The organism is Pseudomonas syringae (assembly GCF_021605415.1).
Classification (GTDB): domain Bacteria; phylum Pseudomonadota; class Gammaproteobacteria; order Pseudomonadales; family Pseudomonadaceae; genus Aquipseudomonas; species Aquipseudomonas syringae_S.
Map to the genome: position 1 here is coordinate 175325 of NZ_WKEQ01000004.1, position 19360 is coordinate 194684.

Here is a 19360-nt window from a genome sequence, read left to right on the forward strand (position 1 = left end):
AGTCTATGGCGGCGCGCACGGGGTAAATTGTGTTCAAGCGACAGATACTTATAGATAATCGGCGACACCGTCAGCGTGAACCATCACGGTGCAATACCTGTAGGACAAGCCCTCAAATCATCCCGTGCATGAGCGAGCCCATGCGAGGATCGGGGGTTAGCAGTGACAGGCGATCGCGGTGGTGGTTTGTTCACGGCTCAATTCAAAACCTTCATCCAGCCATCCGGTGACACCGCCGATCATTTCCTTGACCGAGTAGCCCAGCGCCGCCAGTTTCACGGCAGCCTTGTTCGCACCGTTGCAATGGGGGCCGGCGCAATACACCACGAACAAGGTGTGGGCTGGATAAGCCGCTAAACCTTCAGCCGTAATCAGCCGCCCAGCAATATTGATCGCCCCCGGCACATGCCCGCGCTCAAAGGCCAGCGGGCCGCGCACGTCGACCAATAAAAAATCTGTCTGCCCCGCCTCCTGGCTGCTGAAGACGTCGGAACAGTCGGTTTCGAAGGTCAGACGGTTGCTGAAATGCATCAAGGCAATCGCCGATGGCGCAGCAGGAATTTCGCGAACCAGGCTGGGCATGGTCTTGGTCTCCGGGGTCTTGGTGGGTGTGAACAGACTTTATCGCCCCGTCGCTTGCCGCTACAGTGGCGCACGAGACACTCACCGGGAAGTTTCCGCCAAATGCACACATCCACCCACTCCGTTGCGATTCTGGCCTACGACGGACTTTGCACCTTCGAGTTCGGCATCGCCGTGGAAATCTTCGGCCTGACCCGGCCGGAGTTCGATTTTCCGTGGTACGAACATCGGATCGTAGCGGTGGATCAGGGCCCGATGCGTGCCATGGGCGGCATTCAGGTGTTGGCTGACGGGGGGCTGGAACTGTTGGCGGACGCGCGCACGATCATCATTCCCGGCTGGCGCGACCGCAGCGGCCCGGTGCCGGAGGCGCTACTGGTCGCCCTGCGCCAGGCCCATGGCCGGGGAGCGCGGTTGCTGTCGATCTGTTCCGGCGTGTTCGTCCTGGCCGCCAGCGGTTTGCTCGACGGCCATGTCGCGACGACCCATTGGCGTTACACCACTGAGTTGGCTGAGCGTTTTCCGGCTATCGCGGTCGATCCGGATGTGCTCTACGTCGATGCCGGTCAGTTGATCACGTCGGCGGGCAGCGCCGCCGGCATTGATGCCTGCCTGCATCTGGTGGCGCGAGACTTTGGCACCCAGGTTGCCAATTCGGTGGCGCGGCGACTGGTGATGGCGCCGCAACGCACCGGCGGACAGGCGCAGTTCATTCCAACGCCGGTCAGCCCGACACCGCGCAGTGATCTGTCACGGGTCATGCAATGGGCCCGCGAACGCCTGCACGAACCGCTCGAAGTACGCGATCTGGCCAGCGAAGCGGCGATGAGCGAACGCACCTTTCTACGACGATTTTCCGAGGCCAGCGGCCAGTCGCCCAAGGCCTGGCTGCAACATGAGCGCCTGGCACGGGCGCGGGAACTGCTGGAGAGCAGCAGCGAGCATACTGAGCAGATCGCCCAGCGTTGCGGTTATCGCTCGGTGGAAAGTTTTCGCGTGGCATTTCGCAGCGTGGTCGGGGTGCCGCCGTCAGTGTATCGGGAGCGGTTCGGGCGCCGTGTGCCGAGTAAAGCATTCATGTACGACCCATGACCTGTGGAAGCTGGCTTGCCAGCTCCCGCAGTGATTTCGGCACACCCTGCTTCTCAAGGCTTGCGCAAAAGGTAGGTATCCATAATCCACCCATGCTTCAACCGCGCCGCCTTGCGCACCCGTTCGATTTCGTCCGCGACGTCTTTCAACTTACCGCTGATGAGAATCTCGTCCGGTGTCCCCAGGTAGGCTCCCCAGTAAATCTCTGTCTCTTGATCCGCGACCCGGTGGTAGGAATCTTCCGCATCGAGCATCACCACCAGACTGTCGGCGTCGCTTACCTGCCCCGCCGCCAGACGCCGGCCCGTGGTGATTTCGATAGAGCGACCGATGCTGTTCAGCGGGACTTTATGCTGCGCCGCCAGCGCCTGAACGCTGGTGATGCCGGGGATGACTTCGAATTCGAACGCACAAGTGCCCGAGTCCAGAATCGCTTGAAGAATACGAATGGTGCTGTCGTACAGCGCCGGATCGCCCCACACGAGAAAACCGCCGCACTCGCCGTCAGCCAATTCGTCATTAATCAACCGCACGAAGGTTTGCTGCTTGGCGCGGTTCAGATCGTTGACGGCGGTGTTGTAGTCCACGTCGCCGCGCTCCCGCTCGGGGCTGTGGGCTTCGGCGAAACGGTACGTGGGATGTGTGATGTAACGCTCACAGATGTCACGCCGCAGATCAATCAGCTTGTCTTTGCTCTGGCCCTTGTCCATGAGGAAAAACACATCAACCGCGTTCAGCGCTTTCACCGCCTGCATCGTGACGTAGTCCGGGTTGCCGGCGCCGATGCCGATGACCAGCAATTTTTTCATCAAGAAACTCCGAGGGTGTCGAGGCCAGGCAAACGCAGCCGCCATTGTCCGGTGAAGCGCAGTTCAATCGTTGCCAGCGGTTCGAAATCGACATTATTGAAGGCTGCGCCTTGCACCACCTGCATCAGCACGGCGCGCATGAAAAACGGATGGGTGATGGCGACGATATGGCCCGGTGTGGTTTGCAGCGACGTCAGCCATGCGACAGCGCGCGCGCCCAATTGCGTGACGGATTCGCCGCCATGAGGCGCGCAATCAGGATCCGCCAGCCACGCTTGCAGGGCTTGGGCATCCTTGCGTTGCAGATCTTTGATCGACTGACCGTGCCAGCGCCCCCAATCGCAATCACGCAAGGCATCAACAATTTGCGCATCGGGACCAAACAGTTCAGCGGTCTGGCGGGTGCGCCGTTCAGGGCCGCACAATAAACGCGACGACGTCTTCAGCCATCGACCCAACGAGCCCGCCACCAGCGGAAAATCCTCGATGCCTTCGTTCGTAGGAAAACGCGACAGTTTTTGTGCGACGGTTCGAGCGTGGCAAATCAACGTCAAGCGGGTGGCCTGCACAATGTCATCCTCAGTCAATCGTCCGTCTCAAGAGCGTCCATTGTGCCGCAAACCACACCATTCCTAGTGCTCCGCCAAGCAACGACGGTGAACGAGCCGCTTGCCGTTTAGCGAAGAACGTCGATCTCTCACAAGCTGAAGGGCGATGGACTACAAACTGTGTCGACTTCGTTACACCCCCCGTTACACGTGGCTTACACCCGTTCCAGGGGCATTGCCCAACCCGCGAAAAATTCGCTAGACATGAAACCTCACTTACATAAATACTCTTTTAACGGATTGTGAAACGAATTCAACATTCCATCCAGCAGGAGCCCGGATGCCCCCTTTAAGAGACCTGATCACCGACCCCGGCCTGGATCTGACGCCGTCGGAACGCAAAGTCGTGCGCGCCTTGCTTGATCAGTATCCCCGCAACGGCCTCGGCCCTATGGCCCGTCTGGCGGAACACGCCGGGGTCAGCGATCCGACCATTGTGCGGCTGGTCAAAAAACTCGGTTTTGGCGGTTATGCCGAATTCCAGGACGCTTTGCTCAGCGACATGGATCACCGCCTGCGCTCGCCGAGCACGCTGTTGCTGCCACGTTCGCACCAGCACAAAGACGATGCCTGGAGCCATTACCTGGCCGACAGCCATCGCTTGCTGGTGGAAACCCAGGCCCTGACCCAACCCGGAGACGTGGGGATCCTTGCCGACTGGCTGCTCGACGTGCGCCCTCAGGTCTATTGTTTCGGTGGCCGTTTCAGCAGCCTGATGGCCACCTACCTGCTCAACCACCTGCGCCTGCTGCGGCCCGGTTGCTTCGCGCTGGAAGACAACGCGCAACTGCCTGATCGTTTGTTCGACCTGCAACGTCAGGACGTGGTGCTGGTCTTCGACTATCGCCGTTATCAGAGCCAGGCTCTACGCGTTGCCAGCGCCGCGAAAGCCGCGAATGCGCGGGTGGTGCTGTTCACCGACATCTATGCTTCGCCGCTGCGCGAACTCGCCGACTTGATCATCAGCGCTCCGGTGGAATCGGCATCGCCCTTTGATTCCATGGTGCCGGCGCTGGCCCAGGTCGAGGCACTGATTGCCTGCCTGACCCTGCGCACACCGGATCTGGCCGATCGCCTGGAAGGCATCGACGCCCTGCGTAACGACTTCGCCACTCACCTGCTGGAGGATAAATAAGGATGTTCAGTCTTCCCCACCGCTCGCCCCGGAATCTGCCGTTTGCCACCGGTCACACTGCGTTGTTGTTGGTGGACATGCAGCGCGCCTGGCTCGAACCGCAGTTCGACGCGCACCTGGAAGGCCCGGACGCTGCCTATTTTCTGGCCCGCGCGCGGTTGCAGGTGGTGCCCAATCAACAGCGTCTGCTCAATGCCTTTCGCCGGGCGCGACAGAATGTGTTGCACACGATCATCGAAAGCCTGACCGCCGATGGCCGCGACCGTTCGCTGGATCACAAGCTGTCAGACATGCACCTGCCCAAGGGCAGCGTTCAGGCGCGGATCATCGATGAACTGACGCCAGCGGAAAACGAAATCGTCCTGCCCAAGACCTCGTCCGGCGTGTTCAATTCGACCAACATCGATTACGTGCTGCGCAACCTTGAAACCCGTCACCTGATCATCGCCGGTATCGTCACCGACCAGTGCGTCGACATGGCCGTGCGCGACGCCGCTGACCGTGGCTATCTCGTCACCCTGGTGGAAGATGCCTGCGCCACTTACAGCGCCGAACGGCACGACGCCTGCCTCAATGCGATCAAGGGTTATTGCTGGATTACCGACACCGACACCGTGCTCGGCCGACTGCAGGAGTTGCAGTCATGAGCGAGCGCCTGACGCCGTTGCCGATGACCACGCTGGTAACCACCGATCTGATCGGCATTACCCGTGGCCGCTCGTTTCCGACCGATGAACTTGAGCACTATCAAGCGGCCGGTTGTGGCTGGGTGCCGGCGAACAGCGCGTTGACGCCGCAAGACATCATCGCTTCGACCAACCCGTGGGGGGCTTATGGCGATCTGCGGTTGATTCCGGATCTGGCCAGCCGCGTGACGGTTGCCAATGGTCCGGATACAGCGGCGCCAGCACTGGATTTCATTCACGCCGACATCCGCGAAACCGACGGCCGTCCCTGGGGCGCTTGCCCGCGCACGCTGTTGCGCGACGAAATCGAGCGGTATCGCGATCAATTGGGCCTGCAGGTCAACGCAGCCTTCGAACACGAATTCAACCTTAATGCCGGCGCCGCCGAGCATTTGGCGTTTTCCCTTGAAGCCCAGCGTCAGGGCGCCGGGTTCGGCGGCTGGCTACTCGCTGCCTTGCGTGCCGGAGGGGTCGAGCCGGAAATGTTCCTGCCCGAGTACGGCAAGCACCAATACGAAATCACCTGCCGCCCGGCGCTTGGCATAGCGGCGGCAGATCGCGCGGTCAACGTTCGCGAGATCACCCGCGAGATTGCCCGGCAAATGAGTCTGGACGTAAGTTTTGCGCCCAAGACCTCGGCCGATGCGGTGTGCAACGGTGTGCACCTGCACGTCAGCCTGCTTGATCTGGCCGGTCAGCCGATGCTCTATGACGCCGGCACCGCCAACGGCCTGTCGACCCTCGGCCAACATTGGGCCGCAGGCATCCTGCATTACTTGCCGGCATTGTGCGCGTTCACCGCGCCGACGCCAGTGTCTTACGAGCGTTTGCAGCCGCACCACTGGAGCGCTTCTTACGCTTGCCTGGGACAGCGCAACCGCGAGGCGGCTTTGCGTATTTGTCCGACCGTCAGCCTGGGCGGCAAATCCGTGGCGGCGCAATACAACCTCGAATTCCGCGCCATGGACGCCACCGCGTCACCGCACCTGGCCATGGCCGCGCTGTTGATCGCCGGACGCCTGGGCGTCGAGCAGCGACTGGCGCTGAACGCGATCACCGACGAAATCCCCGACTCACTCAATGACGAGCAGCGCGAAACCCGCGGCATCGTCGCCCTGCCCGCCTCGCTGAGCCAGGCACTGGAATGCCTGCGTCGCAGCGAAGCGTTGAGCCAGGCGTTGCCTGCCGCGTTGCTCGACACCTTTTATGCCCTTAAAACCGAGGAACTGGCGCTGACGGAACAGCTCTCGCCTGCCGAACTCTGTGAGCACTATGCACGCCTGTACTGAATCCGCCGAGCTGGGGCTGTTCACCCGCCCGGCTTACCACTTGAGCCGCGAAGACTCGGCGCACCCGTTGATTCTGGTGTGCGAGCACGCGAGTCGCTACATCCCCGACGCTTTGGACGATCTGGGGCTGGACGAGGCGGCGGCGCGCGAGCATATCGCCTGGGACATCGGCGCACTGGCGCTGGCCGAGCAGCTGTCAGAAACCCTCGGCGCAACGTTGCTGAGCGCCAACTATTCGCGGCTGCTGATCGACCTCAATCGGCCAAGGCATGCACCGGACAGTATTCCGGCGCAGAGCGAAATCTATCCGGTGCCGGGCAATTGCGATCTGGCTGACGCCACCCGCGAATATCGCCGGCAGCAGCTGTTCAAGCCGTTTCATGCGCGCTTGCAGACACTGATCGACGGGCGCGTCGCTCAGGGCCGGTCGGTGCGCGTGGTCGGTATTCACAGCTTTACGCCGGTGTATTTCGGCCAGCCGCGCGCGCTGGAAATCGGGGTGCTGTTCGGTCAGGCCCGGGCGTACGCTCAGCGCCTGCTCGACGGGCTGGGTCGGCATCCGGTGAAAATCGCCGGTAACCAGCCGTACAGAATCGATCCGCTGGGCGACATGACGGTGCCAGTGCATGGCGATGCCCGTGGACTGGATTCGGTGTTGATCGAGGTGCGCAACGATCTGCTGCGCGACGCCGACGGAATCAAACGCTGGGCCGATTACCTGGCTCCGCTGCTGTAGCGACAAACGCTGTCCGAGGTAACCACTAAAACGTCCCGATTGGCTGATATGGAGATCCGCTTTATGGCAATTGAAGAATTCGGCTACAAGCAAGAGCTGAAACGTAGCCTCACCCTGACCGACCTCGTGGTGTACGGGATGATTTTTATGATCCCCATCGCGCCGTTCGGTGTGTATGGCTACGTCAACGCCGAGGCACCGGGCATGGTGCCGCTGGCCTACATCATCGGCATGGTCGCGATGGTGTTCACCGCGTTGAGCTACGGCAGCATGGCCCGCGCTTTTCCTATCGCCGGTTCGGTGTATTCCTACGCGCAGCGAGGCCTCAATCAGCATGTCGGCTTCATCGCCGGTTGGTTGATGCTGCTCGATTACCTGCTGATCCCGCCGCTGCTTTACGTGTATGCGGCGATGGCGCTCAACCATTTGTATCCAGACATCCCGAAGGTCGGTTTCATTCTGGCGTTCCTGGTCAGCGCGACCTTCGTGAATCTGCGTGGCATCACCTTCACCGCGCGCATGAACATCGTGTTCCTGCTGGCACAACTCGTCGTGCTGGGAATTTTCCTGTTCTATGCCTGGAATGCTTTGCACAACGGCGGCGGCAACGGCCAACTGACCCTGGCGCCGCTGTATCACCCGGAAACCTTCAATTTCGCCCTGCTGATGCAAGCGGTATCAATCGCCGTGCTGTCATTCCTGGGCTTCGATGCGATTTCCACCCTGGCCGAAGAGATCAAGGAAGACCCGGGCCGCAGCGTCGGCAAGGCAGCGCTGATCACCCTGATAGTGATGGGCGTGATCTTCGTCGCGCAAACCTGGATCGCCACGGATCTGGCGGCGGGTCTGGGCTTCAAGTCCGCCGATACGGCTTTTTATGAAATCGCCGAAATCGCCGGGGGCAGTTGGCTCGCCACATTGACTGCCGTGGCCACGGCGCTGGCCTGGGGCGTGGCGGTGGCGATCACTTCGCAAGCCGCCGTATCGCGCCTGCTGTTCGGCATGGCCCGCGACGGCAAACTGCCAAAGATGCTGGCCAAGGTGCACCCGAAACACAACACGCCATACCTGAGCATTTATCTGGTTGCCGTGCTGTCGCTGGTGATCTGCTACCTGTTCATCGATTCGGTGGACACCCTGACTTCGCTGGTCAACTTCGGCGCCCTCAGCGGTTTCATGCTGCTGCACCTGACCGTTATCAATCATTATTGGCGCCGGCAAAAATCCGGACAGATCATCCGTCACCTGGTGTGCCCGGTGATCGGCTTCATCATCGTCGCGGCCATCATGTACAACATGGGCGTCGATGCGCAAAAACTGGGTCTGATCTGGATTGCGCTGGGTCTGGTGTACCTGTTTGTACTGAACAAACTCGGCAGCAGCACCGTATTGGCTGACCCGAGCAACGTCTGACAAAAAAAAGGGCGGTGTCTGACAAGATTTCAGGCGACCGCTGCTTTAACGCGTGGAAACCGACAGTGATAGTCAGGTTCGGGGAGTCCTCGAATCTTTTGATACAGGAGTGCATCCATGCTGGTCTTACGCCCAGTCGAGCCAACCGACCTGCTTCAATTGCAACAATTGGCTCGCGACAGCCTGGTGGGCGTGACGTCCCTGCCGGACGACAGCGAACACCTGCGCGAGAAAATCGCCGACTCCTGCGCGTCGTTCAAAAGCGCCGCGTCGGCAAACGAATCGCGCCCGGAGAATTACTTCTTCGTGCTCGAAGATCTTGAGCGCCAGCGGCTGGTGGGCTGTTCGGAAATTCTCGCCACGGCGGGATTCGACGAACCGTTCTACAGCCTGCGCAATCGCCAGTTCACCAGTGCTTCGCGGGAATTGAACATTGAGCACGGGGTGCCGGCGCTTTCGTTGTGCCACGACCTCAGCGGCCATACGTTGCTGCGCGGTTTCCACCTTGATGCAGCGCTGACCCGCAGCCCGTTCGCCGAATTGCTGTCCCGGGCGCGTTTGCTGTTCATCGCCGCCCATGGGCAACGGTTCGCCGAGGCCGTCATCACGGAAATCGTCGGCTACAGCGATGAAAATGGCCATTCGCCCTTCTGGGATGCATTGGGCAAACACTTTTTCGATCTGCCCTACGCCGAGGCCGAGCGCCTGTGCGGCCTGCAAAGCCGCACGTTTCTCGCCGAACTGATGCCGCAATACCCGATCTACGTGCCGATGCTGCCGCAGGAAGCACAGGACTGCATCGGCCGCATTCATCCCGATGGACAGGAAGCGTTCGACATTCTCGAGCGCGAGGGTTTCGAAACCAACAGCTACATCGACCTGTTCGATGCCGGTCCGACCCTGTATGCGCGAACGGCGAATATCCGCTCGATCGCCCATAGCCAGACCGTCACCGTGCACATACAGGCGCAGATCGACGCGCGCGGCCTTTACCTGCTGAGCAACGAACGCCTCCAGGGCTTTCGCGCAATGGTCGCAGAGCTGGAGCATCAGCCTGACCAACCGCTGGCCTTGACACCGGCGCTGAGCGCGGCGCTCGAGGTGACCGATGGCGACACGATCCGGATGATCGCGCTGTGATCACCTCCCGTTCCAGTGCCTTACGACAGCGTCCAATGCGGCGCGCAGAAGGAGTTGCACGATGATCGTCCGTCCGGTTCAGATCGGCGACCTGCCGGCATTGATGACGCTGGTACAACAGACCGGCCCGGGGTTCACCACACTGCCGGCCGACGAGCATCGCCTCAGCCACCGGGTACGCTGGGCCCAGCGCGCATTCGCCGAGCAAATAGAACGCGCCGATGCCGATTATCTGTTCGTGCTCGAAGACGATGACCAACGCGTGGTCGGCGTCAGTGCCATGGCCGGCGCCGTCGGGTTGCGTGAGCCCTGGTACAACTATCGGGTCGGCGTCACTGTGAGTTCGGCGCCGGATCTGGGCATTCAGCGGCAGATCCCGACGCTGTTCCTCAATAACGAGATGAGCGGTCATTCCGAGCTGTGTTCGCTGTTCCTGCGCCCGGATCAGCGCAATGGCAGCAACGGTCGCTTGCTGTCGCTGGGGCGTTTGCTGTTCGTCGCCGAGTTCCCGCAGTTGTTCGGCGAAAAAATGATCGCCGAACTGCGCGGCAGCACCGATGAACAAGGGCGTTCGCCGTTCTGGGATAGCCTGGGCCGGCACTTTTTCCAGATGGATTTCAGGCACGCCGATCACCTGTCCGGGCTTGGCAACAAATCGTTCATCGCCGAGCTGATGCCGCGCCAGCCGCTCTATACCTGCCTGCTGACCGAACAGGCGCAGGCGGTGATTGGCCAGGCACATCCGAACACCCAGCCGGCGTTGAAAATCCTCAACGCCGAAGGTTTCGCCCACCAAGGCTATATCGACATTTTCGATGGCGGCCCGGTGGTCGAAGCACCGATCCGTAATATCCGCACGGTGCGCGACAGCCTGACGCTGAATCTGGCGCTGGGTGCGCCGGACGATCAGGCGCCGCTCTGGCTGATCCACAATCGGCGTCTGGAAAACTGCCGCATCACCGTCGCCCCGGCGCGGGTGGCTAGCGGGACACTGGTCATCGATCGTCTCACCGCCAAGCGCTTGCAACTGCAACCCGGCGATTCCGTACGCGCGGTGCCCTTGCTCAATCAGCAATCGCACGCCGTCGCGGCCTGAACCGCTCGCGGCGTTTTTCTTAGCCAGCTATCGACTCACGCAAATTCGTCATGAACATTGACCCATTCGCGTGATAGCCTTTTGTTCCTTCGGCGTTGACACCTTTGCTCAAGCCTTTCCATTCCTTTGTATGGTGGAACTCGTATGTCCAGGCTTTCTCATCAAGATTTGCGCCGTAATTTCCGTCAGTTGCTGGCGTCCGGCACCTGTTACCACACCGCTTCGGTGTTCGACCCGATGTCTGCTCGCATTGCCGCTGACCTGGGCTTTGAAGTCGGGATTCTCGGTGGCTCGGTCGCCTCGCTGCAGGTATTGGCTGCACCGGACTTCGCCCTGATCACCCTCAGCGAATTCGCTGAACAGGCCACCCGCATCGGCCGCGTCGCCCAATTGCCGGTGATCGCCGACGCCGACCATGGCTACGGCAACGCTCTGAACGTAATGCGCACCATCGTTGAACTGGAACGCGCCGGCATCGCTGCGCTGACCATCGAAGACACGCTGTTGCCCGCGCAATTCGGCCGCAAATCCACCGACCTGATTACCGTCGCCGAAGGCGTCGGCAAGATCCGCGCGGCACTTGAAGCCCGATCCGACATGGAAATGGCCGTCATCGCCCGCACCCACGCCGGCATATTGCCGGTGCAGGAAATCATCAACCGCACCAAGCAATATCAAGCCGCAGGCGCCGATGGCATCTGCATGGTCGGCGTACAGGACTTCGATCACCTGGAACAGATCGCCGAGCACCTGACGGTGCCGCTGATGCTGGTGACCTACGGTAATCCGGCGTTGCGCGACGACAAACGCCTGGCCGAGCTGGGCGTGCGCGTCACCATCGACGGCCACGGCGCGTATTTCGCCGCGATCAAAGCGACCTACGACAGCCTGCGCGAACAACGCCAGATATTTACCCAGGGCTCAGATCTGAACGCAACCGAACTGACGCACACCTACACCCAGCCGGAGGAATACATCCGCTGGGCGAAGGAATTCATGAGCGTCAAGGAATAACACCGCTGCCCTGATCGTTCCTTGCAGGAGTTGCCACAGGCTGCGATCTTTTGATCTTTCAGCGTTTGGCCAGCTCCATGATCATCCGCGACAACAGATAAATACGCGGTGCGACGCTTTCCACCTCGGCGTATTCCTCCGGGGTGTGAATATTGCCGCCGACAATCCCGAACCCGTCCAGCGTCGGCGTGCCCACGCCGGCCGACAGGCTGGCATCCGCCGCCCCGCCGCTACCTTCCTCGGTCAGCTTGCGACCGATTTCGCCATAGATGCCCTGAGCCATCGCCATCAACCGATCCGACTCCGCCGTCTGCGGCATTGGCGGCAGACCGCGTTGCAAGGTGGTTTTCACTTCGGTATCGGCAATCAACTTGTCCTGCGATACCCGCGCCAGGTCTTTTTCGATCCGGTCGAATTCCTCCGGCACCGCTGCGCGGACGTCAGCCTTGGCCATCGCCTGATCCGGGATCACGTTGGTGCGATCCCCGGCCTTCAGCACGGTAAAGTTGATTGTGGTCTTTTTCGCCTCATCACCTAGCTTGCCCAGCTGCAGAATCTGGTGCGCCGCTTCCATCGCGGCATTGCGCCCCAGCTCGGGTGCGACACCAGCGTGGGCAGCCTTGCCCTTGACCTCGACCAGCGCCGTGGCACTGCCCTTGCGCCACACGACCAAACCATCGGCCGGACGACCCGGTTCGAGATTGAGGGTGACATCATGGTTTTTCGCGGTTTTCTTGATCAGGTCAGTCGCGACGTCCGAGCCGGTCTCTTCGCTGGCGTCGAGCAGGAAGGTGATTTGTGAGTAGTCCTTGAAGTCGAGATTTTTCAGAATCTTCAGCGCATAAATACCGGCAACGATACCGCCCTTGTCATCCATCACGCCCGGCCCGTAGGCGCGGCCGTCCTTGATGGTGAACGGGCGTTCGGCGGCGGTTCCTTCTTTGAACACCGTGTCCATGTGCGCCATCAGCAGGATTTTCGCCTTGCCGGTGCCCTTGAACGTGGCGAGTACGTGACTTGATTTCTCTGGCGTATTTGGAACCCGCTCGATGGTCGCGCCGAGTTTTTTCAATTCATCGATGACGATGTCGCTGACTTGCGCCAGACCCGGTTCATAGCCGGAACCGGTGTCAATGTTGACCAGACGCTCCAGCAACTTGAGCGCTTCAGGCTTGTACTGCTCCGCGTCGGCCAGCACTTGCTTGTGCGGCTCGGCAAATGCAGCAGAGGCGGTGAAAGCGAGGGACAGGCCAAGACTGACGGCCAGCAGGGAACGAGGAAAAGTAAACGTCATGAATCGATCCTTGTTTCGTGTCGGAGGGACTAAACCGTACCTGACATCCCCGCACGGCTCTATACCGGATACGACGTTCAACCAACCGATCACCACAATCCTGGACCGACGTGATCGCCGGCAAGCCAGGCTCCTAACACATCGCCTGTAGGAGCTGACGAGTGAAACGAGGCTGCGATCTTTAAGGATCAAGGTCAAAAGATCGCAGCCTTCGGCAGCTCCTCCGGGGAAGCTCAGACTGAATCGAATAGCTCATACCGGGGTTTGTTGTCGGTGTTGCAGATCACCCGGTTTCGCCCGGTTGATTTCGCCTCGTACAACGCCTGATCGGCATCGTTGAGCCAACGGGTCGCATCGCTGTGACCCGGTTCGAATGCCGCCAGGCCAATACTCAAACTGACCCGCAGCGCCGGGTTTTGCTCGTAGCCGAGGGTCGCAAAGCGATCGCGTAACGCTTCCATTGCCTGAGCCGCGTTAAACAGCGGCAAATCCGGCAGTAACACGCAAAATTCATCACCGCCATACCGCCCGGCGATATCAGAGGCACGCAGGTTCTGCTTGAGCAACTTGCTGAGCTGACGCAAGACGATGTCGCCAGCCACATGGCCATACGTGTCGTTGATGGTTTTGAAATGATCGATGTCGATCAGCGCAATCGCCCCGCCCCGTTGCAGGCGCCGGCAGCGCTGGAACTCTATTTCCAGTTGATCTTTCCAGGCCCCGTGATTGACCAGGCCTGTCAGGCTGTCAGTGCGACTGAGGGCAAGCAGCTCGCGCTTGTGTTGACCAAGTGTGTAGGCCTGACGGAAGCAAATCCAGCCCAGCGCCAGTGGATACAGCATCAGCAGCGGCAGGCACGCATACAACTGAATCGGCGTGGTGGGCGGAATGAACGCAGGGGCGAAGACCACCAGCCCGATGGCGATTCCCAGCAGTTGCGCTGCAAAGCCTGCCAGCAGAAAACGCACGCCGCCAATGGCAACGTTGTTCATCGCCATCATGGAAATCGTCGTGGCACTGGGCAATGGATTGAACTGCATGGCCGCGACCCAAAAGCCGCCCATGAACGCATCGACCAACAGGTTTCGGTGCTCGGCGTGATACGGCACCCTCGTTCGCCGGGCCCACTGATAAGCCAGATGCGGCCAGACCAGGCCATTGAACAGCATCAGGCTCCAGACCCAGACGGGAGGATCGAGCGGGTACATCGCCACACTCACGCACAAAAGCCCCAGAACCAATCCGAGGGCGCGCGATGTGTAAAGCCTCCTGGCCAATGAAAGTCCCTTTCCTCCCGTCTTTCCCATAAGGGCCTCGAACGTGGATCAACCTGCGCCACCGCTTGACGGGTGTGTTTGGAGTCTATCAGGGCAACCTTAAATAGCCATCACCGCTCGACGGGCCGAAATACCCCGTCATCACCGTCCGACACCGGACAAATATTTGGCTATACATGAAGGGCGGGATCGCGAAGAACGACTATAAGAAGGGGGCCCATGCACACGTATCGAGTGTTGATCATCGGCAGCGGATTCGGCGGCCAGTGCGCGGCGGTGAATCTGCTGAAGGCCGGCATCGACGACTTCCGCCTGTTGGAACGGCGCGATTTTTTCGGTGGCACCTGGTGCCAGAACACCTACCCGGGCGCAGCGGTGGACGTTCCATCGCCGCTGTATTCGCTGTCGTTCGCGCCCTATCCATGGACGCAAATGTTCGCTGCACAGGCTGAACTGCACCGCTACACCGAATACGTGATCGACCGTTTCGACCTGCGCCACCGCGTGGAGCTGCAAGCCAATGTCGAGCGGGTCGAGTGGGATGACGCCGAAAAACGCTGGAATGTGCACACCACGGGCCATGGCATTTTCCATGCGCAATTCCTGATCAACGCCACAGGCCCGTTGAGCCAGCCGGTGATCCCACACTTCGATGGCCAGGATCGCTTCGCCGGCAAGACATTTCATACAAACCATTGGGATCACAGCTACGACTACACGGGTAAACGCGTCGCCATCGTCGGTAGCGGCGCGAGCGCGGCTCAGGTAATTCCGGCGATTGCACCGGATGTCGCGCACTTGCATGTTTTCCAGCGCACGCCGCATTGGGTGTTGCCCCGGGCCGACCGTACCTTCGGCCGATTTCAGCGCTGGTTGCTGGGCGTAAAACCGGCCTACAAGCTACTGCGCTGGATGATCTACTGGCAGTTTGAAACCCGGGTGATCGCCTTCAAATACTCGAAACCGGCCATCGCCATGGTGCAACGCCATGCCCTGCGCTTCCTTGAACGTCAGGTGCCCGACCCGGTGTTGCGGCAAAAACTGACACCGGATTTCACCATCGGCTGCAAACGCGTGCTGGTGTCGAGCACCTACTACCCGGCACTGACCCGCCCGAATGTGACCGTGCACGGCCGTGATCAAGGCATTGCCTCGCTGGACGAAAGCGGCATTCTGACCCGCGACGGTCAGCACATCGACGTGGACCTGATCGTCTGGTCGACCGGTTACGACGCCACCGACGGAGTGATTTCCTACCCGGTCACCGGCAAACACGGTGTGCAATTGAAAGACGTCTGGGCGCAATACCCGCGTGCCTACCTCGGCACCAGCCTGCCGGACTTTCCCAATCTGTTTATCGTTACCGGCCCGAACACCGGCATTGGCCACACGTCGGCGCTGTTCATCATCGAATCGCAGATGAACTACATCCTCGATTGCATCCGCACGCTGCAAACGAAAGGTTTGCGCAGCATCGAAGTGCGCGCCGACGCGGAACGTACCTACACTGAAATGATCCACCGGGAAATGGAACGCACCGTGTGGAAGTCCGGCGGCTGCCACAGTTGGTATCAAAGCAAGAGCGGTCATGTGATCGCCATGTTTCCGGGGTTCAGTTTCAGCTATTACCGGTTGACCCGGGCGCTGAAACCCGCCGACCACATCTTGTCCTGAACGGGTAATAAGGAAAACGCCGATGCTTTTGTTGTTTGTCGCCCTTGCGGTTTTCGTGGCCTGGAGCTGGTTGAGTTATCCGGCGGTCGGGCATTGGCTCTACAACCTGAACATGGCGGTGGAGGCCAAGTTGTATCGGCTGCACAAAATCGTCGTGCCGATCAGCGAAATGACGGTTTCAACCTGGCAGGGCGGGCCTTATGAGGCTTCCAGCAGTGTGTTGATGCTGCACGGCTTCAGTGCCGACAAAAATTTGTGGCTGCGTTTCGCCAAGCATTTTGTGGGCAAATATCGGGTGATCATTCCGGATCTGCCGGGCCACGGTGAAACCGGCTTCAAGGAGGGCGGTGGGTATGACATTCCTTTACAGGCCAAACGCATCATCCAGCTGCTCGACGTCTGTGGCGTGGAGAAAGTCCATGTGATCGGCAACTCGATGGGCGGCTGGATCGCGGCATGGCTGGCGGCGAACTATCCGGAGCGGATCGCTTCTCTGGCATTGATTGACCCGGCCGGGGTCACGGCGCCGGAGGCCAGCGACATGGAGCGCCACCTCGCGCGCGGGCACAACCCATTCCTGATCAACTCCCGAGAGGAGTTCCAGTCCTTCTACGCGATGACCATGGCCTCGCCGCCATGGGTACCGCGCCTGGTGCTGGACGCCATTGCACAACGCTACGAACAGCAGCGCGATGAGCTGGAAGAAATCTTTCGCGACTTCCGCGCCAGTCCGCCGATGGAGCCGAAACTCGCCGATATCCAGTGCCCGTCACTGCTGCTGTGGGGGCGCAAGGATCGCTTGATCGATGTCAGCAGCGTGCCGGTGTGGAGCAAAGGCATCGCCAACCTGAAGGTGGATGTGTGGGACAACGTCGGGCACATGCCGATGGTTGAGCAACCGGCGAACACCGCGCGTTTGTACCGTGAGTTTCTGGGGGAATTGCGTGATGCGATTGCTTGAGCGATGAACATTCTTTACGACGAGCGCCTCGACGGCCCGTTGCCGGACGTGGACAAGGCCCGACTCCTCAAGGCGTTGCAACAAGCCGTGCCGGATCTTGACCTGCTGTGGCGCGAAGAAGAACTCAAGCCCTACGAATGCGACGGCCTCTCGGCCTACCGCACAACCCCGATGCTGGTCGCCCTGCCCCATCGCCTTGAACAGGTGCAGGCGCTGCTCAAACTCTGTCATGAACGACACGTGCCAGTGGTCGCACGCGGGGCTGGCACGGGATTGTCGGGCGGCGCGTTACCGCTGGAAAAAGGTTTGTTGCTGGTGATGGCGCGCTTCAATCAGATTCTGCACATCGATCCCGCCGCACGTACCGCGAGGGTTCAACCCGGCGTGCGCAACCTGGCGATCTCCCAGGCAGCGGCGCCGTTCGGCTTGTATTACGCGCCGGATCCATCGTCGCAAATCGCCTGTTCCATTGGCGGTAACGTCGCGGAAAACGCGGGCGGCGTGCATTGCCTGAAATACGGCCTGACCGTGCACAACGTGCTGAAGATCGAAGTCCTGACCATTGAAGGCGAACGCCTGACGTTGGGTTCCGAGGCTCTTGATTCGGCGGGTTTCGATTTGCTCGCGTTGTTCACAGGCTCCGAAGGTCTGCTCGGCATCATCACCGAAGTCACGGTCAAGCTGCTGCCCAAACCACAAACCGCGAAAGTGCTGCTGGCCAGTTTCGACTCCGTGGAAAAGGCCGGCCACGCCGTCGCCAACATCATCGCCGCCGGGATTATCCCCGGCGGACTGGAAATGATGGACAACCTGGCGATCCGCGCTGCCGAGGACTTCATTCACGCCGGCTACCCGGTGGATGCGGAGGCGATTCTGTTGTGCGAACTCGATGGCGTCGAAGCCGATGTCCACGACGATTGCCAGCGGGTGCGCGAGGTCATGGCCCAGGCCGGCGCCACTGAAGTGCGCCAGGCGCGGGACGAAGCCGAACGGGTAAAATTCTGGGCCGGACGCAAGAATGCCTTCCCGGCAATCGGCCGTTTGTCGCCGGATTACTACTGCATGGACGGCACCATCCCCCGCCGCGAACTGGCCGGCGTGCTGCAAGGCATTGCCCGCCTCGGCGAAGAACACGGTTTGCGTGTGGCCAACGTGTTTCATGCCGGCGACGGCAACATGCACCCGCTGATCCTGTTCGACGCCAATCAACCGGGCGAACTGCACCGCGCCGAAGCCCTTGGCGGCAAAATCCTCGAATTGTGCGTCAAGGTCGGCGGCAGCATCACCGGCGAACACGGTGTCGGCCGAGAGAAAATCAATCAAATGTGCGCGCAATTCAACAGCGATGAACTGCGCCTGTTCCACGCAGTAAAAACCGCGTTTGACCCGTTGGGCCTGCTCAATCCCGGCAAGAACATCCCCACCCTGCACCGCTGCGCGGAATTCGGTGCGATGCACATCCACGCCGGACAATTGCCCTTCCCTGAGCTGGAGCGTTTCTGATGACTGATGTCGATGCCGCCGACGCGTTGCTCGATCAGGTCAACCAGGCTCGCGGCCACAACACACCGTTGAAGATCCAGGGCGGCAACAGCAAGGCGTTCCTCGGTCGCGACGTGGCGGGCGAAGTGCTCGACACCCGGGCTCATCGCGGCATCGTTCGCTATGAACCGACCGAATTGGTCGTCAGCGTGCGGGCCGGCACACCGCTTGTTGATTTGCTTGCCGCACTGGACGACGCGGGACAAATGCTGCCCTGCGAGCCGCCCGCGTTCGAAGGTTCGGCCACGGTCGGCGGCATGATTGCTGCCGGATTGTCCGGGCCACGTCGGCCATGGTCAGGCTCGGTGCGCGATTTCGTGCTCGGCACACGGGTCATTACCGGCCTCGGCCAGCACTTGCGTTTCGGCGGTGAAGTGATGAAAAACGTCGCGGGATATGATCTGTCACGGCTGATGGCCGGCAGTTTCGGCTGCCTCGGCGTGCTCACCGAAGTGTCGCTCAAAGTGCTGCCCAAACCCCGCCAGTGCCTGAGCATTCGTCTTGACATTGATTGCGCCCGGGCCTTGGCGAAACTCGCCGAGTGGGGCCAGCAACCGCTGCCGATCAGCGCCGCGTGTCATGACGGCGACAGCCTTTATCTGCGACTGGAAGGAGGTGAAGGCTCTGTGAGCGCCGCCCATCAACGGCTCGGCGGAGAACCACTGGATTCGGGATTCTGGAATGATCTGAACGAACAGCGCCTGGGCTTTTTCGATGACGGCTTGCCGTTGTGGCGCCTTTCGTTGCCCAACAATATCGGGCCGCTGTCGTTGCCCGGCGCGCAGTTGATCGACTGGGCCGGTGCGCAACGCTGGCTCAAATCCGCTGCCGACGATGTACAAGCGCTGGCCCATGAACTCGGCGGCCACGCGACCTGTTTCAGCCATGGCGGGAGCGACACGCCGTTTCAGCCCCTGGCCCCGACACTGCTGCGCTATCACCGCCAGCTCAAGGCGCAACTTGACCCGCAAGGGCTATTCAATCCCGGGCGCATGTACGCGCAGGTCTGACC

18 protein-coding genes are annotated in these 19360 nt (G+C 60.7%); 13 read left to right on the forward strand and 5 right to left on the reverse strand.

The annotated features are described in order from the left end of the window. Nucleotides 1-156: 156 nt before the first annotated feature. Nucleotides 157-582, reverse strand: a complete 426-nt coding sequence (locus GIW69_RS04435) for a rhodanese-like domain-containing protein (RefSeq protein WP_236480915.1) — start codon at nucleotides 580-582, stop codon at nucleotides 157-159. Nucleotides 583-684: 102 nt separating this feature from the next. On the opposite strand from GIW69_RS04435, the gene ftrA reads away from it, so the two are divergent. After that, a complete protein-coding gene (ftrA, locus tag GIW69_RS04440; protein ID WP_236480916.1) occupies nucleotides 685-1674 on the forward strand; it encodes a transcriptional regulator FtrA in 990 nt (329 codons plus the stop codon). Nucleotides 1675-1727: 53 nt separating this feature from the next. Here the strand turns inward: ftrA and cobF are convergent, their stop codons facing one another. Next, complete coding sequence (cobF, locus tag GIW69_RS04445) at nucleotides 1728-2483, reverse strand: precorrin-6A synthase (deacetylating) (RefSeq protein WP_236480917.1); 756 nt, start codon at nucleotides 2481-2483, stop codon at nucleotides 1728-1730. Beyond that, a complete protein-coding gene (locus GIW69_RS04450; RefSeq protein WP_236480918.1) occupies nucleotides 2483-3052 on the reverse strand; it encodes a histidine phosphatase family protein in 570 nt (189 codons plus the stop codon). The genes cobF and GIW69_RS04450 overlap by 1 nt, the downstream gene beginning before the upstream one ends. A 319-nt stretch (nucleotides 3053-3371) precedes the next feature. On the opposite strand from GIW69_RS04450, the gene GIW69_RS04455 reads away from it, so the two are divergent. From GIW69_RS04455 to GIW69_RS04490, 8 genes are all read left to right on the forward strand, one after another. Continuing rightward, nucleotides 3372-4226, forward strand: a complete 855-nt coding sequence (locus tag GIW69_RS04455) for a MurR/RpiR family transcriptional regulator (protein ID WP_236480919.1) — start codon at nucleotides 3372-3374, stop codon at nucleotides 4224-4226. 2 nt (nucleotides 4227-4228) lie between these two features. Next, nucleotides 4229-4873: a cysteine hydrolase family protein gene (locus GIW69_RS04460; RefSeq protein WP_236480920.1), complete on the forward strand. Its 645-nt coding sequence runs from the start codon at nucleotides 4229-4231 to the stop codon at nucleotides 4871-4873. Further along, nucleotides 4870-6201 carry a glutamine synthetase family protein gene (locus tag GIW69_RS04465; RefSeq protein WP_236480921.1) on the forward strand — a complete coding sequence of 444 codons (1332 nt, stop codon included), beginning with the start codon at nucleotides 4870-4872 and terminating at the stop codon, nucleotides 6199-6201. The genes GIW69_RS04460 and GIW69_RS04465 overlap by 4 nt, the downstream gene beginning before the upstream one ends. Then, nucleotides 6185-6937: an N-formylglutamate amidohydrolase gene (locus GIW69_RS04470; RefSeq protein WP_236480922.1), complete on the forward strand. Its 753-nt coding sequence runs from the start codon at nucleotides 6185-6187 to the stop codon at nucleotides 6935-6937. Before GIW69_RS04465 ends, GIW69_RS04470 begins: the two co-directional genes overlap by 17 nt. Nucleotides 6938-7000: 63 nt before the next feature. After that, nucleotides 7001-8350 (forward strand): APC family permease, encoded by a 1350-nt coding sequence (locus GIW69_RS04475; protein ID WP_236480923.1) that lies wholly within the window; start codon nucleotides 7001-7003, stop codon nucleotides 8348-8350. A 117-nt stretch (nucleotides 8351-8467) separates the two neighbouring features. Then, on the forward strand, nucleotides 8468-9490 hold the full coding sequence (locus tag GIW69_RS04480; protein ID WP_236480924.1) for an arginine N-succinyltransferase: 1023 nt from the start codon (nucleotides 8468-8470) through the stop codon (nucleotides 9488-9490). A 61-nt stretch (nucleotides 9491-9551) separates the two neighbouring features. Further along, the gene (astA, locus tag GIW69_RS04485; protein ID WP_236480925.1) at nucleotides 9552-10586 is read left to right on the forward strand and encodes an arginine N-succinyltransferase; all 1035 of its coding nucleotides are present in this window, start codon (nucleotides 9552-9554) and stop codon (nucleotides 10584-10586) included. Between the two features lie 144 nt (nucleotides 10587-10730). Beyond that, complete coding sequence (locus GIW69_RS04490) at nucleotides 10731-11600, forward strand: isocitrate lyase/PEP mutase family protein (RefSeq protein ID WP_236480926.1); 870 nt, start codon at nucleotides 10731-10733, stop codon at nucleotides 11598-11600. A 58-nt stretch (nucleotides 11601-11658) separates the two neighbouring features. On the opposite strand, the gene GIW69_RS04495 is transcribed toward GIW69_RS04490, so the two are convergent. Together GIW69_RS04495 and GIW69_RS04500 are read right to left on the reverse strand one after the other, a co-directional pair. Next, the gene (locus GIW69_RS04495) at nucleotides 11659-12894 is read right to left on the reverse strand and encodes a M20/M25/M40 family metallo-hydrolase (RefSeq protein WP_236480927.1); all 1236 of its coding nucleotides are present in this window, start codon (nucleotides 12892-12894) and stop codon (nucleotides 11659-11661) included. Nucleotides 12895-13127: 233 nt separating this feature from the next. Further along, entirely contained in the window at nucleotides 13128-14201 is a 1074-nt protein-coding gene (locus tag GIW69_RS04500) for a diguanylate cyclase (protein ID WP_236480928.1), read from the reverse strand. Nucleotides 14202-14390: 189 nt separating this feature from the next. On the opposite strand from GIW69_RS04500, the gene GIW69_RS04505 reads away from it, so the two are divergent. Genes GIW69_RS04505 through glcE form a run of 4 tightly spaced genes read left to right on the forward strand, consistent with a single transcriptional unit; the run spans nucleotide 14391 to nucleotide 19358 of the window. Continuing rightward, on the forward strand, nucleotides 14391-15845 hold the full coding sequence (locus GIW69_RS04505; protein ID WP_236480929.1) for a flavin-containing monooxygenase: 1455 nt from the start codon (nucleotides 14391-14393) through the stop codon (nucleotides 15843-15845). A gap of 22 nt (nucleotides 15846-15867) precedes the next feature. After that, the gene (locus GIW69_RS04510; protein WP_236480930.1) at nucleotides 15868-16806 is read left to right on the forward strand and encodes an alpha/beta fold hydrolase; all 939 of its coding nucleotides are present in this window, start codon (nucleotides 15868-15870) and stop codon (nucleotides 16804-16806) included. Between the two features lie 3 nt (nucleotides 16807-16809). Beyond that, on the forward strand, nucleotides 16810-18309 hold the full coding sequence (gene glcD, locus GIW69_RS04515; protein ID WP_236480931.1) for a glycolate oxidase subunit GlcD: 1500 nt from the start codon (nucleotides 16810-16812) through the stop codon (nucleotides 18307-18309). Continuing rightward, the gene (gene glcE / locus GIW69_RS04520; protein ID WP_236480932.1) at nucleotides 18309-19358 is read left to right on the forward strand and encodes a glycolate oxidase subunit GlcE; all 1050 of its coding nucleotides are present in this window, start codon (nucleotides 18309-18311) and stop codon (nucleotides 19356-19358) included. Before glcD ends, glcE begins: the two co-directional genes overlap by 1 nt. Nucleotides 19359-19360: the final 2 nt, after the last annotated feature.